This window comes from Paenarthrobacter sp. NCHU4564 (genome assembly GCF_052156435.1).
In the GTDB taxonomy this organism is placed as follows: Bacteria; Actinomycetota; Actinomycetes; order Actinomycetales; family Micrococcaceae; genus Arthrobacter.
The window spans coordinates 142,009-154,266 of record NZ_JBQLIS010000012.1; the positions used below are offsets into that span (position 1 = coordinate 142,009).

Annotated in this window: 12 protein-coding genes and 2 tRNA genes; 7 read left to right on the forward strand and 7 right to left on the reverse strand. The window is 63.6% G+C overall.

Annotated elements, in window-relative coordinates; genetic code table 11:
* Positions 1–155: 155 nt before the first annotated feature.
* A complete protein-coding gene (locus ACSVIE_RS13815; protein ID WP_442424194.1) occupies positions 156–671 on the forward strand; it encodes a murein hydrolase activator EnvC family protein in 516 nt (171 codons plus the stop codon).
* 21 nt (positions 672–692) lie between these two features.
* Here ACSVIE_RS13815 and ACSVIE_RS13820 read toward each other — a convergent pair whose 3' ends face one another.
* Positions 693–1,883 carry an acyl-CoA dehydrogenase family protein gene (locus tag ACSVIE_RS13820; protein ID WP_426006733.1) on the reverse strand — a complete coding sequence of 397 codons (1,191 nt, stop codon included), beginning with the start codon at positions 1,881–1,883 and terminating at the stop codon, positions 693–695.
* 84 nt (positions 1,884–1,967) lie between these two features.
* Here ACSVIE_RS13820 and ACSVIE_RS13825 point away from each other — a divergent pair, with 84 nt between their 5' ends.
* On the forward strand, positions 1,968–2,117 hold the full coding sequence (locus ACSVIE_RS13825) for a DUF2726 domain-containing protein (protein ID WP_442424195.1): 150 nt from the start codon (positions 1,968–1,970) through the stop codon (positions 2,115–2,117).
* A 62-nt stretch (positions 2,118–2,179) separates the two neighbouring features.
* Here the strand turns inward: ACSVIE_RS13825 and ACSVIE_RS13830 are convergent.
* The 5 genes from ACSVIE_RS13830 to ACSVIE_RS13850 all read right to left on the reverse strand — a co-directional run bounded on the left by ACSVIE_RS13830 (position 2,180) and on the right by ACSVIE_RS13850 (position 6,084).
* Positions 2,180–2,253 (reverse strand) — tRNA-Ile (locus ACSVIE_RS13830).
* Positions 2,254–2,336: 83 nt separating this feature from the next.
* The gene (locus tag ACSVIE_RS13835; RefSeq protein ID WP_442424196.1) at positions 2,337–3,533 is read right to left on the reverse strand and encodes a glycosyltransferase; all 1,197 of its coding nucleotides are present in this window, start codon (positions 3,531–3,533) and stop codon (positions 2,337–2,339) included.
* Positions 3,534–3,642: 109 nt separating this feature from the next.
* Positions 3,643–4,548 carry a DMT family transporter gene (locus tag ACSVIE_RS13840; protein WP_442424197.1) on the reverse strand — a complete coding sequence of 302 codons (906 nt, stop codon included), beginning with the start codon at positions 4,546–4,548 and terminating at the stop codon, positions 3,643–3,645.
* The gene (locus ACSVIE_RS13845; protein ID WP_426006729.1) at positions 4,548–5,171 is read right to left on the reverse strand and encodes a CDP-alcohol phosphatidyltransferase family protein; all 624 of its coding nucleotides are present in this window, start codon (positions 5,169–5,171) and stop codon (positions 4,548–4,550) included. The genes ACSVIE_RS13840 and ACSVIE_RS13845 overlap by 1 nt, the downstream gene beginning before the upstream one ends.
* Positions 5,172–5,235: 64 nt before the next feature.
* Entirely contained in the window at positions 5,236–6,084 is an 849-nt protein-coding gene (locus ACSVIE_RS13850) for a phage holin family protein (protein ID WP_426006728.1), read from the reverse strand.
* 176 nt (positions 6,085–6,260) lie between these two features.
* Between ACSVIE_RS13850 and ACSVIE_RS13855 the strand changes: the two genes are divergently transcribed.
* From ACSVIE_RS13855 to ACSVIE_RS13875, 5 genes are all read left to right on the forward strand, one after another.
* On the forward strand, positions 6,261–7,490 hold the full coding sequence (locus ACSVIE_RS13855) for a multidrug effflux MFS transporter (protein ID WP_442424198.1): 1,230 nt from the start codon (positions 6,261–6,263) through the stop codon (positions 7,488–7,490).
* A 28-nt stretch (positions 7,491–7,518) separates the two neighbouring features.
* Positions 7,519–7,698 (forward strand): hypothetical protein, encoded by a 180-nt coding sequence (locus tag ACSVIE_RS13860; protein ID WP_426006726.1) that lies wholly within the window; start codon positions 7,519–7,521, stop codon positions 7,696–7,698.
* Between the two features lie 132 nt (positions 7,699–7,830).
* Positions 7,831–10,329 (forward strand): bifunctional lysylphosphatidylglycerol flippase/synthetase MprF, encoded by a 2,499-nt coding sequence (locus ACSVIE_RS13865; RefSeq protein ID WP_442424199.1) that lies wholly within the window; start codon positions 7,831–7,833, stop codon positions 10,327–10,329.
* A gap of 37 nt (positions 10,330–10,366) precedes the next feature.
* Positions 10,367–11,650, forward strand: coding sequence for an alpha/beta hydrolase (locus ACSVIE_RS13870; RefSeq protein WP_442424200.1), 1,284 nt, complete (start codon positions 10,367–10,369; stop codon positions 11,648–11,650).
* Between the two features lie 46 nt (positions 11,651–11,696).
* On the forward strand, positions 11,697–12,104 hold the full coding sequence (locus tag ACSVIE_RS13875; RefSeq protein ID WP_426006722.1) for a hypothetical protein: 408 nt from the start codon (positions 11,697–11,699) through the stop codon (positions 12,102–12,104).
* Between the two features lie 81 nt (positions 12,105–12,185).
* On the opposite strand, the gene ACSVIE_RS13880 is transcribed toward ACSVIE_RS13875, so the two are convergent.
* Positions 12,186–12,258, reverse strand: a tRNA-Asn gene (locus ACSVIE_RS13880).

A 12,258-nucleotide genomic window follows, 5' to 3' on the forward strand; every position in this document is an offset into this window, starting at 1 on the left:
GAGACATGCTCCTGAACAAGCTTGAGGGCACAGCAAACTGCTCCATCAAGTGTACTACAGCCAGCCCAGGTGTTTGACCGGCCTTCGGGGTGATTTGTCCACATACCGAACCTTGGGCATGGTTCCCGCGCCCGGCCCCACGGAAGGCTGGAGCCATGGTCTTCGCAAAGCTCATTCCCATTCTCGTTGCCGCGCTGCTGGCCGGCCCTGCCGGCAGCACCGCTCCCCCGCCGGGCCAGGGCCGTTGGTCATGGCCGCTCTCCCCCAAGCCGCACGTCCTCCGGACGTTCGACCCTCCGGACAAACCATGGCTCAGCGGGCATCGCGGGGTGGACTTGGGAGCAGCCCACGACGCCGGCCCGGTCACCGCAGCGCCGGCCGTCGCCTCCCCCGCGGACGGCGTGGTGTCATTTGCCGGCACAGTGGTTGACCGCACCGTCCTGACCATCGACCACGGCGGCGGTTTGCGCAGCAGCTTTGAGCCGGTGGACACCGGACTTAAGCCCGGAGACCACGTCACCAAAGGGCAAGTCATTGGAAACCTTGCGGCGGCCCCGGCGCACTGTCAGGGTACCTGCCTGCACTGGGGCGTCCGCCGCGGGGACGACTACGTCAATCCTCTGGCCTTCGTCCTCGATCTGCGTCCCTCAATCCTGCTGCCCATCCACTGAGAGACCGGGCGCCAAAGGGAACTAGACGATTGCAGACACCCCGGTGATGGCACGGCCGGCCACCAAGGTGTTGATCTCGTACGTTCCTTCGTACGAGTAAATGGCTTCTGCATCGGCGAAGATCTTGGCCATCCCATAGTCCGTCACGATCCCGTTGCCACCCAGGATGTTCCGGCCCAGAGCGACACTTTCGCGCATGCGGGCGGTCGTGAAGGCCTTGGCCAGCGCGGACTGTTCATCTTTGGCCACGCCGGCGTCCTCCAGTTGGGCCAACCGGACCATCATTCCCATGGAGGCCACGGCGTTGCCCAGGATCTGCACCAACTGGTCCTGGACAAGCTGGAAGCGGGCCAAGGGCCGGCCGAACTGCTGACGCTCCACGGCGTAGCTCCGGGCAACATCGAAGGCAGCCAGCTGGAGCCCAACAGCCTGCCACGCAACAGCAAGGCGCGTCACTTTGAGGACTTTGTTGGTATCACGGAAACTGTTCGCGTTGGCAAGCTTGAAGAATTCGGGCACCACCACGTTGTCCAAGGTGATGTCCGCGTTCTGCACCGTACGCAGCGAGATCTTGTTTTCAATCTTCTGCGCCGAGTACCCCGGCAGGGACGTATCCACCAGGAAGGCTTTCACCTGGTTGTCGGCCAGATCCCGGGCATAGATGACCACCCAGTCGGAAAACGTGGCGTTGCCGATCCAGCGCTTGGCGCCGTTAAGGATCCACTTGTCGCCGTCGCGCTGGGCCGTGGTCCGGGTCCCCCCGGCAACATCGGATCCACCCAGCGGCTCAGTCAGCCCAAAGGCGCCGATTTTCTTCAGGGAGTAGATCTCGGGCAGCCAGGCGTCCTTCTGCTCCTGCGAGGCCAGCGCTTCAATGGAGCCTGTGAACAGACCATCGTGCACGCCCATGAAGGTGGCAATGGAGGCATCAGCCCGGGTGACCTCGGCATGCAGGATGCCGGCGAACAAGTTGGAGTAGCCCTGCCTGCGGACAGGGCTCACCAGGTCCAGCTCACCCAGCTTGGGAATGAGCTCCATGGGAAATTCCGCCCGGTTCCACGAGTCCACGGCCACGGGCTTGACTTCGCGGTCCAGGAATTCCCGGACTTCGGCCAGGCGGTCCTGTTCCTTGCCCGTCAGCAGTTGTTCGAAGGCGTAGAAGTCACCGTCTGCATAAGGAAGGCCGGCGGGGTCGAATGCGGCGTTGGACATAGTGTCTCCTTCATGGGTGGTCCTCAACGACCACGGCAGGCAAGTTACCGTCGGGTATGTTACTGGTCAGTAACATACCCGAGGATGGTCCTGCAGCGCAACGCGCGGGATGCCCTCAAGGACGCTGTATGCCGGGCCTACGGCATACCCTTGCTCCGGCTGGCCACGACAGGCAGCGCAGAGTCCGACCGCCTCCGGCGCGCGCTGTCGCTGGCCATGGGCGCCACCGCCTGATCCTGGTAACGACGAAGAGCCGTGGTGGATGCATCCAGCGTCCACCACGGCTCCCATGAAGGTAGGGCTACTCGGACTTGAACCGAGGACCTTAGGATTATGAGTCCCGCGCTCTAACCAGCTGAGCTATAGCCCCGTGAAACCTGCAGGAGCCCTGGTCACAGGACTCCTGCAGGAAAGCACTCTAGCAATACTAATGGTTGCCGGAGGGTGCTCCGGTCACACCACCTTGTCTTCGTAAGCGGCACCCCGGTAAAGGTCTTCGAACGTCTGCAGGGTCCCATTGATGCTGTGGGGTTCCACCATCTCGCGGCTGACTTTACCCATGGCCCGCAGTTGGTCTTCGGGAAGCTGCACGAGCTTGGTGATCTTGGCGGCAAGCTCACCGCTGTCATTGGGCGTGAAGAGGTATCCGTTGTCGCCGTCGCGGACCAGGTGCGGCAGTGCCATGGCGTCGGCCAGCAGCACCGGCGTTGAAGCGGACATGGCTTCCAGCGTGACCAGGGATTGAAGTTCCGCGGTGCCGGGCATGCAGAAGATATCAGCCTTGATGTAGGCCTCGCGGAGCTCCTCATCGGAGGCGAGGCCGAGGAACTTCACGCGGCCACCCAACCCCAGGCGCTCCACCTGGGCTTCCAAAGCTGCGCGGACTTCACCTCCGCCAACAATCTCCAAGTGGATATTCAGTTCCTGCCGCGTCTTGGCGATGGCGTCAATCAGGACGTCAACGTGTTTCTCCTCGGCCAGGCGGCCGGCGAAGAGAACGGTCGGGTGGGCATGGGGCTCAATCGTCTCGCCCGGCTGGAGTTCGTAGGCAGCAGAATCTATGCCGTTGGACAGCGGCAGCACTTTACGCAGGAAGGCGTGCTGGTGCATGGCCTTGGCAGCCAGAGGAGTCGGCGTCGTGACGACGTCGGCCTGGCCCATCACCTTGCCCATGTCCTTCCAGGAGATCTTGCCGATGATGTTCTTGAACCACTGCGGGAAGGGCAGGAACGGGTTCAGGTTCTCAGGCATGAAGTGGTTGGTGGCCACGATCCTGATTCCGCGCTTCACGGCCTCGTACAGGACGTGCTCGCCGATCATGTAGTGGCTTTGGATGTGGACGACATCCGGCTGCACCATGTCGAACAACAGGCTGATTTCCTTCTTGATCTCCCAGGGAAAGCAGATGCGGAAGTAGTCGTGGGTGGGCACGCTGTGCGAACGCAGGCGGTGCACGGTGGCTTCACTGCGGAATTCCGTGAAGCTCTTTCCCTTGTCCTGGCGGCATGCCAAAACGTGGACGTTGTGGCCACGGCCCGTCATCCCCTTGGCCAGGCGGTAGCCGAATTGGGCTGCGCCGTTGACGTGCGGCGGGTAGGTATCCGCAGCAATCAGGATGGTGAGGGGTGTGGTGGTGTCGGGAATGGTCACGTGGAGAACTCCTGATGGTCACGGTGCGGACAGCGTTGGCATGCAATGCTGCGGTGTCGCCGGTTTGCCTGTCCGCTGTGGAGCGGACGGCGCAAGGTGCTGCGTCGACCTAAGCCTTCCGGTGCGGAGCCGCCTTGGCATCCTTCTTGCGTTTGGTGACTTCCGGGTGGTGCCGGCTCAGGGCGATTACTCCCACGATAGCAAGGAGAGCCGCCGCAGCCATGGCGATGGCCGTTACGGCGTGGACATCGGGACGCAGCTCACCAAGAATCACGATGCCGATCGCAATACCAACGATGGGATCGATAACGGTCAGGCCGGCGATGACGAGGTCCGGCGGTCCGCCGGAGTACGCGCTCTGCACGAACCAGGATCCCAGTCCGCCGGCCGCAGCGATGGCGATGATGGTGTACCACTGGACGTTAAGCAGGAACAACCCGTTGGGATCCAGCAGGTGCTTGCCGATGATGCGTGTCAGCACGGCGACGAAGCCGAACAGGACTCCGGCACCCAGAATGTAGATGAACGCGCTCATGCGGTGTTTGAAAAGAACGGCGAGCGTGCCGAACAGTCCCACGGCCAAAGCCAGGAGAAGCACGATCGTGAGCTCGTCCTCCGCGTTCACATGATGGTTTTCCTGGGTGACGTTGACGGCCAGGAGCACGAAGAGTGCCGAGCCGGTGACACACGCGGTGATAGCCACCACGGTGGCACGGTTGATGCTGAGGCCTTGATCCTTTGCGTTGACCACAGTGGTGATGACGAGCGCAATCGCCCCGATGGGTTGGACCACTGTGAGCGGCGCGGAGACCAGGGCGACGGCGTTCATGGCCATGCCTACTGCCAGCAACAGCAAGCCGAACATCCACCGGGGGTTGCGCAGGAGCCGCAGGAAGCCGTTCGAACTGAGTGCGAGCCCACCCGTGTCGGCCTTCACGGCGCTGCCCTGCCGTTGCGCACCAATGGCCAGGCAGAAGGCACCCATGACAGCAAGGAAAACCGCCAACCACACCATCAGCCGCGCCCACCGTCGCCGTCGCGTAGTTCCTGGCCCTTGCGGACGATCGCCCGGAAGTAGTTGACGGCCGCAACCCAGTGGCCCACCAAACCAAGTCCCAGGAAAACCCAGGCGGAAACGAAGTACACATCGGTGAAAGGCACAGGCAGTTTGGACAGCACAAGCAGCGGTGTCCCGGCCAGGAGGAACGCGGTGCGGATTTTTCCAACGACGCTCACGGGCAGGTCCGGGTGGCCGCGGAAATACACCAGGGAAGCAGTTGCCAGGATCGCATCCGGAACCACCAGCGCGGCCAGGTACCACCATTGGACGACGCCGGCGATCGCCAGGGTGAAAGCGACTGCTATCAGGGCGGCCCGGTCGGCCATCGGATCCAGGATGCGGCCGAGTTTGGAGGTTTGGTCGAAGCGCCGGGCTATATATCCGTCCACCCAGTCGGTGCTCCCCATGATGACCAGCACCAGGACCGCAAAGCCGTATTCTTTCTGGGAAAGAACCAGCCAGACGAACAACGGAACGCCCATGAACCTCAGGACAGTGAGGATATTGGGGATGGTGAAGACGAGGTCGTGGTCCACCTGGGGTCGACCGGGGCGCGAACCAGCACCGATCAGCCTCATGGTGTCCCCCTTCCCTGTTTCTTGAGTGCCCGGGCGGTCAACGTTCCGGAACCGCGGCGGCCTGCTATTTTTTCAGCAGTTTCCGCAGCGCCACCACGAAGACGACCGTGGCAGCGGCAAACGCAGCGAGGTCCTTCCACCGTGCAGCGATGCGCCCGGCAAGATCCTCCGGAACCGAGTCCGACAGTCCGGCAACGCGGCTTGCCGCAAAATCCTTGCCATCCTGGAACCGGGCGGTGGCCTCCCCGAGCAGAATCCTGCCCTGCTTTTTGACGTCCAGCTGTTCCCCGAGTTCGTCACGGACTCCGGTGAGGTGTTCACGGCGCTTGTCCAGCCGGCGGCGGAGTTCGGCTTCCGTAGGTGCCTTGACCGCGTCGGCTTCCTTTGCAGCTTCCTTGGCGGCCTTTTCTGCCTTGGCTTTTTCGGCTTCGGCTTCCTTGCGGGCCTTGGCGGCCTTGGCGGCAGGTGAGTTCGGATCGAGGATCGATTCGTCGAAGGCCGAACCTTCCTTGGCGATGCCGATATCGTGCTTGATGCCCCTGATGGTGTCTTCGGGAACCAGCGGCATGGCCTTCTTGAATTTGGCGGTTCCGATCAGCGCGCCGATCGCGACGATCAGGAGGAAGACCGCGGCAACAACCAGCGCCGCGAGCCAGCCGGGCATGACTGTGGCAAGCCCAAGGATCGCTGCCACAACAAGCGCGATGACCAGCAACGACATGAAAACCAGGGCTATGCCAAAGAATGCGCCGGCAACACCCACCTGCTTGGCCTTGCGTTGGACTTCGACCTTGGCAAGGGCGATTTCATCGTTGAGTTGCCGGGGGGCCAAACGGGCAACGAGCTTGAGGGTCTTCGGCAAGGCACGGATGGCCGGTCCCTTGCTTGTCCTGCCGGTATGACGTCCGCTCATGGGTTCCGCCTAACTGCTTCCTCTGGGCTGCGTAGTGGGCTTCCACGGCCGAAAAATGACGTCCGCAGGCGCTTGTCCTCAAAACTATCATTCAGGTTCCCGCCCAACTTCCGCCTGCGCCCACCACGGCGCGCCCGAACACGCTGCATAAATATGATGTGACGGCCATAGGATAGATGATCGTGACCACCCACACTGCTCCGGGCGATTCCCTGAGCCGACGCGAAAAACTTGTCTACATCATCCTTCTGGGTGCCCTGACCGCACTTGGCCCCTTCACAGTGGACCTTTACCTCCCCGCGTTCCCGGCGCTGGAGGAGAGCTTCAACGTGTCCGCTGCAGCCATCCAGCTGACACTGACGGGAACCACGGTGGGCTTCGGTCTGGGGCAACTGGTGGTGGGCCCCTTCAGCGACAAGTTCGGCCGACGGCTGCCGCTGATCCTGGCCACTGCCCTCCATATTGGTTCGTCCCTCGGCGCTGCGCTGTCCACGGACATCGGGTTGTTGTCCCTGTTCCGTGTCCTGATGGGCATCGGCGCAGCAGGCGGTGGTGTGGTGGCGATGGCCATGGTCCGCGACCTTTTCCACGGCTACTCCATGGTCCGGATGTTTTCGCGCATGTCCTTGGTCAACGGCCTGGCCCCCATCCTGGCGCCCATTATCGGCTCCCAGTTGCTGTTGGTCTTTCCATGGCCCGGCATTTTCTACTTCCTGGCCGCCTACGGACTCCTGGTGATCCTCGCGTCCATCTTCTTCATTAAGGAGACGCTTCCGGCGGAGCAGCGCGGCACTTCCGATGTCACTGTCCGGCAGCGATACAAGACCGTGCTGACGGACCGGATCTTCGTGGGCATGCTGATGGTGGGAAGCCTGAACTTCGGTGGACTGTTCGCTTACCTGTCCGCCTCGACCTTCCTCTTCCAGAACGTCTACAATTTCTCCCCGCAGGAGTACGGCATTCTTTTCGGAGTGAACTCCCTGGGCATCGTGGCCGGCGTCCAGATCAGTTCGCGCTTGATCAGGCGGGTGGCGCCACAGTGGATCGTCGCCTGGGCCACGCTCTTCCTGCTGCTGATGGCGGCACTGATCATCGTCATGGATCTCCTCCACGTGGGCCTGTGGGGCATCCTGGTTCCGCTGTGGTTCTACATTTGCGCCACCGGGTTCATGTTCCCCTGCGTCCAGGTCCTGGCCTTGGCCAACCACGGCGCCCAGGCCGGCACGGCGGCGTCCTTGCTGGGCGCTTCCCAGTTCACCATGGCAGGCATCGTTCCCCCGGTGGTTGGCTGGTTGGGCGTCAGCTCCGCTGTCCCCATGGGCATTGTCCAGGTGGTGTGCATCGCCGGTGCCGTGGCGGCCCTGTGGCTGGTGGTACGGCCCCGCACAGTCCCGTCGATCCACTAGCGCACCACCCACCGCGTAGGCTGTGACCATGACCAGGAAACCGCACCGCAACGGCCGGGGACTTTTCCTCGGCGCCGTGCTTGGCGCCGTCGTCGGGGCTTTGCTGGGCAGGGCCGCAGGCAGTGCGCTGTTCGGCGCGATCCTTGGTGCGGTGATCGGCGCCGCTGTCCTGTACCGGGTGAATCCCGGGCCCTGGAACCGCGAATAACGGGTGTCCGGAGAACCCTGCCCCGACCCTACCGCCGCTACGGCCCATAGGCCCTCCCTTTCCAGCGGCCGGCAGGGCAGAATGGTGGCCAGCCGGGACTAACCCGTGCTCCACCGGTGAAGGGGACAGCACATGAGTGCGGCTGTGGGCTTGAGGGGCAAGATCGGCGGGCTGGCGGGCGTGCGACGCCTCCCGGTCACGCTTGGACTACTGGCGGTGGTGTGGATTTCCGGCCTGGCCACCGGAAGCATCCTCAACGGCCCACGCCAGGACCTGCTGGAGCAGGTAGGGCTGGGACTCGCCGTCGAACCTGGACCCTGGTGGTCGGTCCTCAGCTCATCATTCTTCGCCTCGTCCCTGCTCGACTACCTCGCTTGTTCCGCCGCCATACTGGTGGGCGTGGGCATCGCCGAACGCACCATGGGCGCATTGCCGGCGCTTGCGGCCTTCATTGGCGGCGCCGCCCTCAGCGCCCTGGTCCTGGTGGCCCTGGTGACGTTCGGTACCGACGCCAGCGACCAGTGGCTCAGCTTCCTTGGCGGCGAATACGCGGTGGGCGCCTACGGTGGCGCCGCAGCCGCCCTGGGATGCTCGACGGCGACACTTGAGGCACTTTGGCGCCGGCGCCTCAGGACGTGGCTGCTGGCCGCCACGTTGATGTTTGCCCTGTTCGTTGGGGTGGCCCAGACGCTCCAGGCCCTTGCCGGAGCTGTGATCGGCATCCTGGCGGGCTGGGCATTCAGGGTCTGGGTGCTTCGCCGCCGTGCCGCCTCCCTGCATTCCTCCAGCCTGCGGGAAACCCGGTTCCTGGTGGGAACCGTGGTGGGCGTCTTTGCCCTTGGTCCACTGCTTACGCAACTTACGGGGACCCTGGACATCGGTCCGCTGTCCGTGGTCTCGGAGGTCATGCTCCAAGCCAGTCCCGGGGCTGACGAAGTCAGAGAAGCCTGCGACAACGATTCCAGCTGCGTCACGCTGCAAAGCGTGGTGGGCGTCCAGAGCTTTGGCGCTGCCATCCTGACACTGATTCCCGTGCTGTTGCTGCTGGTCTGCGCCGAAGGACTCCGCCGCGGGCGCCGTCTCGCCTACCGGCTGACACTGGTCATTCAGCTTTACCTGGCCGTGGTCACTGTGCTGTCGATCCTGCAATACACCACCGATCCGGGGGTCGAGTTGGGCAGTGACGATCTGGGATACCTGCTGCTGTATGCAGTGCCGGCCCTCCTGGCACCGGTGATTATTGCGGCGCTGCTGGCCGGCAACCGCCACAAGTTTCAGGTCGAGTCCAGCGATGCCGGCTACCGGCTGCTGGGCAGGACGTCCCTGGTCCTGGCCGTCGCAGCGATATTGCTGTATGTCCTCTTCTGGTTCCTGGAGGGGAACCCCGGCCGCTCGTCGCTGTTGGCCCTTGCCGGGCAGCTCACGCACATCCTGGTTCCCTTTCCCGTACCGTTCGTTGTGGAACTGCCGCAGGGCCTGGTGAGTACGGTCATCTACGGCCTGGGCGGGGACGTCATCTGGTTGTGCATCCTGATCCTGGTCCTCAACAACTTCCGCCGGTACCGCTCCAGTGCCACGGATCCCGCCGCCGACCTTGGCCACGCCCGGGAACTGCTCCACGAAGGCGGCGGAACGTTGTCCTGGATGGCCCTCTGGGACAACAACCAGTACTGGTTCACACCGGACCGCTCTGCGGGGGTGGCCTATCAGGTGCACAACGGCGTGGCACTTACGGTGGCCGGCCCATTCGGCGCCCGGGAGCACCACGCAGCCGCGGCCACGGGCTTTCTGGCGCACTGCGCCGCCCTCGGCCTCATTCCCTGCTTCTACTCGGCAACCGCTGACCTGGACGGACCGCTGCTGCCCCGCGGATTCCGCAAACTGGAGGTTGCCGAAGAAACACTGCTGAACGTCCAGTCCATGACCTTCCAGGGCAAGGAATGGCAAAACGTTCGCACGGCCCTGAACCGGGCCGGGAAGTTGTCCATCAGGGACCACTGGTACCGCTACCCCGAGATGCCGCCCGGTACCAGGGCCCAACTGGCGGAAATTTCCGAGGAGTGGGTGGCTGACAAGGCGCTCCCCGAGATGGGATTTACTCTCGGCGGACTCAACGAACTCAAGGACCCGGAAGTACTGTGCTGCGTCGCGGTTGACGACGACGGACTGGTCCACGGGGTCACCAGCTGGCTCCCTGTCTTCACGAACGGCACGGTCACCGGGTGGACTTTGGACTTCATGCGACGGCGCACAACGGGCTTCAAGGGCGTCATGGAGTTTCTGATTGCCTCCGCCGTGAACCGCTTCAAGGAAGAGGTTACCCAAATTTCGCTGTCAGGCTCGCCCTTGGCGGGCTCCGGCCCGGACAGCGGCGACGGTGACCACTCCACCCTGGACAAGGTCCTGGCGCTGCTCGGCAATGCACTGGAGCCCATGTACGGTTTCAAGTCGCTGGCGGCCTTCAAGTCGCGGTTCCAACCCCAGCACCGGACCCTGTTCATGTACTACCAGGACCCGTTGGCGCTTCCCTCCATCGGCCTGGCGGTTGGTTCGGCGTACCTGCCCGGTTTGTCTCCCGCCCAAAGCGCAGGGCTGCTGAGGCAGATGGTGGCCCGGGAGCAGGCCGTGTGAGAACCGGACACTGTGGATTCACCGGCGGGAAACGACCGTGAACGACCTCCTGAAGATCGAGATCAGCGGTCCCGTCGTCATGGGCATCGCCATCGCCGTCGGCGCCGGCCTCTTCCTGGTGTTGTTCCTTAGGCCGTCGGCGCGCTGGGTGGTGACAGGCGTCGTCGGAATTACCGTGGCCGCGCTCGTGGGCTGGCTGACCGTCTGGCTCGTGGAAGACGTCTGGGATGTCTTCCACGTAGGGCTGACGCCGAGGGTCTGGTTCTGGGCGATCACGGGGTTTGCGGCCGTCGGCCTCTGCGTGGTCAGCTTCCGCCACAGCCCGCGTTGGCGAAAGCTTGTTGCCGCCATCTCCATCCCGGTGTTCCTGCTGGTGGCCGCCCTGGGGATCAATACGGAATTCGGGCTCAACAAGACCCTGGGTTCGGCGCTTGGAATTTCCACTGAGGATGCCATCCAGTTGAGCAAGCCGAACCCGGATGCCACGATACCTTCCGGCCCCCTCTGGCAGAACTGGCAGCCGCCGGCCAACATGCCCGCCAAAGGTGAAGCAGGCACGCAAGTCATCCCCGCCACGGAGTCTGGTTTCACGGCACGACCGGCCGGCATCTACCTGCCGCCGGCAGCGCTGACCGCCAATCCCCCGCGGCTGCCGCTGTACGTGCTCCTGATGGGCCAACCTGGCCTGCCTGATCCCCAGTATGTTTCGGCGGCGCTGGACGACTTCGCCGCCAGGAACAACGGCCTGGCGCCCATTGCGATCGTGGCAGACCAGATCGGGCCGGACGAAAACGATACGCTCTGCCTGGACACTGCCAAGTACGGAAACGTGGAGAAGTACATCAACGTGGATGTGGTCAACTGGGCCAAGGCCAACCTGAACATCCTCCCCGACCGGGATCACTGGACCATTGCCGGCTACTCAAACGGCGGCCAGTGCGCCATCTCCTTCGCCGTGAAGTATCCGCAGATGTGGGGCAATGTGGTGGACATCTCAGGCGAAGAGTACCCGGGAGCCGAGGACCCGGCAGGGAACCTCCGTGACATCTTCAACGGAAACCAGGCGGCGTACGACGCCCAAAAGCCAATCAACATCATGAAGGGCCGGCAGTTTCCGGACACCACGGCAGTCTTCACCGTGGGATCGGACGACGTCACCTACGTGGCCGCGGCAAAGGCAGTCTCCGCTGCGGCCAGGGAATCCGGGATGAGCGTGACCTACTACGAGGTACCCAACGGGGGTCATGTGGGCATCGCTTTGAACGCCGGGTTGACCAAGGGATTCGAGGTGCTTTACCCGCGGCTTGGCTTGTCCCGGTAGCGTACTTCCCCTGTCCGGCAACGCCGCCGGGCGATAAAGTTGAGGTGTGCCACATTGGCAAGACCTGCAGCCGCTTCCGGCACCGTGGCAGCGTCGGGATGACCGCATCCTTCCGCTGTGGTGGGACAGGCTGTGCTCGGTGACCAGCCCCCAGTCGGCGGCCCTCTATGCTGCAGGACTCTTCACGGACGACCGGCGCCGGCCCATCGCCCAGTGGTACAACCAGGAGACCGACGCCGCCCTGCTGGTGGCCCCCGAGACGTCACCTGAATGGCCGGTCCAGCGCTTCGGCATTTTCTACGCTCCGCCCGGCGGTGGCTTCACCCGCGTCTATTCGGCGCCCCACGAATGGCATCCCCGGGAACCCCGAACCCCGCCAACCGAACAGGAAGCCTTTGTGGCCGCGGTAGGCGAGGCCGCCAGGTTCCTCCAGGTTGAGATGGATTTCGTCTGAGCCGGCAGCCGTATGCGGGACGGAGGCGTCCACCAAAAAGTGAACCCCGCACCGGGCAGTGCCGGTACGGGGTTCGATGCGCTCCTCCGACTGGACTTGAACCAGTAACCCTTCGATTAACAGTCGAATGCTCTGCCAATTGAGCTACGGAGGA

What these genes read in the sequence shown, in the direction of transcription:
- ACSVIE_RS13815 (WP_442424194.1), top strand. Translation starts at nt 156, where the DNA reads ATGGTCTTCGCAAAGCTCATTCCCATTCTCGTTGCCGCGCTGCTGGCC.
- ACSVIE_RS13820 (WP_426006733.1), bottom strand. Translation starts at nt 1,883, where the DNA reads ATGTCCAACGCCGCATTCGACCCCGCCGGCCTTCCTTATGCAGACGGT.
- ACSVIE_RS13825 (WP_442424195.1), top strand. Translation starts at nt 1,968, where the DNA reads ATGGTCCTGCAGCGCAACGCGCGGGATGCCCTCAAGGACGCTGTATGC.
- ACSVIE_RS13840 (WP_442424197.1), bottom strand. Translation starts at nt 4,548, where the DNA reads ATGGTGTGGTTGGCGGTTTTCCTTGCTGTCATGGGTGCCTTCTGCCTG.
- ACSVIE_RS13845 (WP_426006729.1), bottom strand. Translation starts at nt 5,171, where the DNA reads ATGAGGCTGATCGGTGCTGGTTCGCGCCCCGGTCGACCCCAGGTGGAC.
- ACSVIE_RS13850 (WP_426006728.1), bottom strand. Translation starts at nt 6,084, where the DNA reads ATGAGCGGACGTCATACCGGCAGGACAAGCAAGGGACCGGCCATCCGT.
- ACSVIE_RS13855 (WP_442424198.1), top strand. Translation starts at nt 6,261, where the DNA reads ATGATCGTGACCACCCACACTGCTCCGGGCGATTCCCTGAGCCGACGC.
- ACSVIE_RS13860 (WP_426006726.1), top strand. Translation starts at nt 7,519, where the DNA reads ATGACCAGGAAACCGCACCGCAACGGCCGGGGACTTTTCCTCGGCGCC.
- ACSVIE_RS13865 (WP_442424199.1), top strand. Translation starts at nt 7,831, where the DNA reads ATGAGTGCGGCTGTGGGCTTGAGGGGCAAGATCGGCGGGCTGGCGGGC.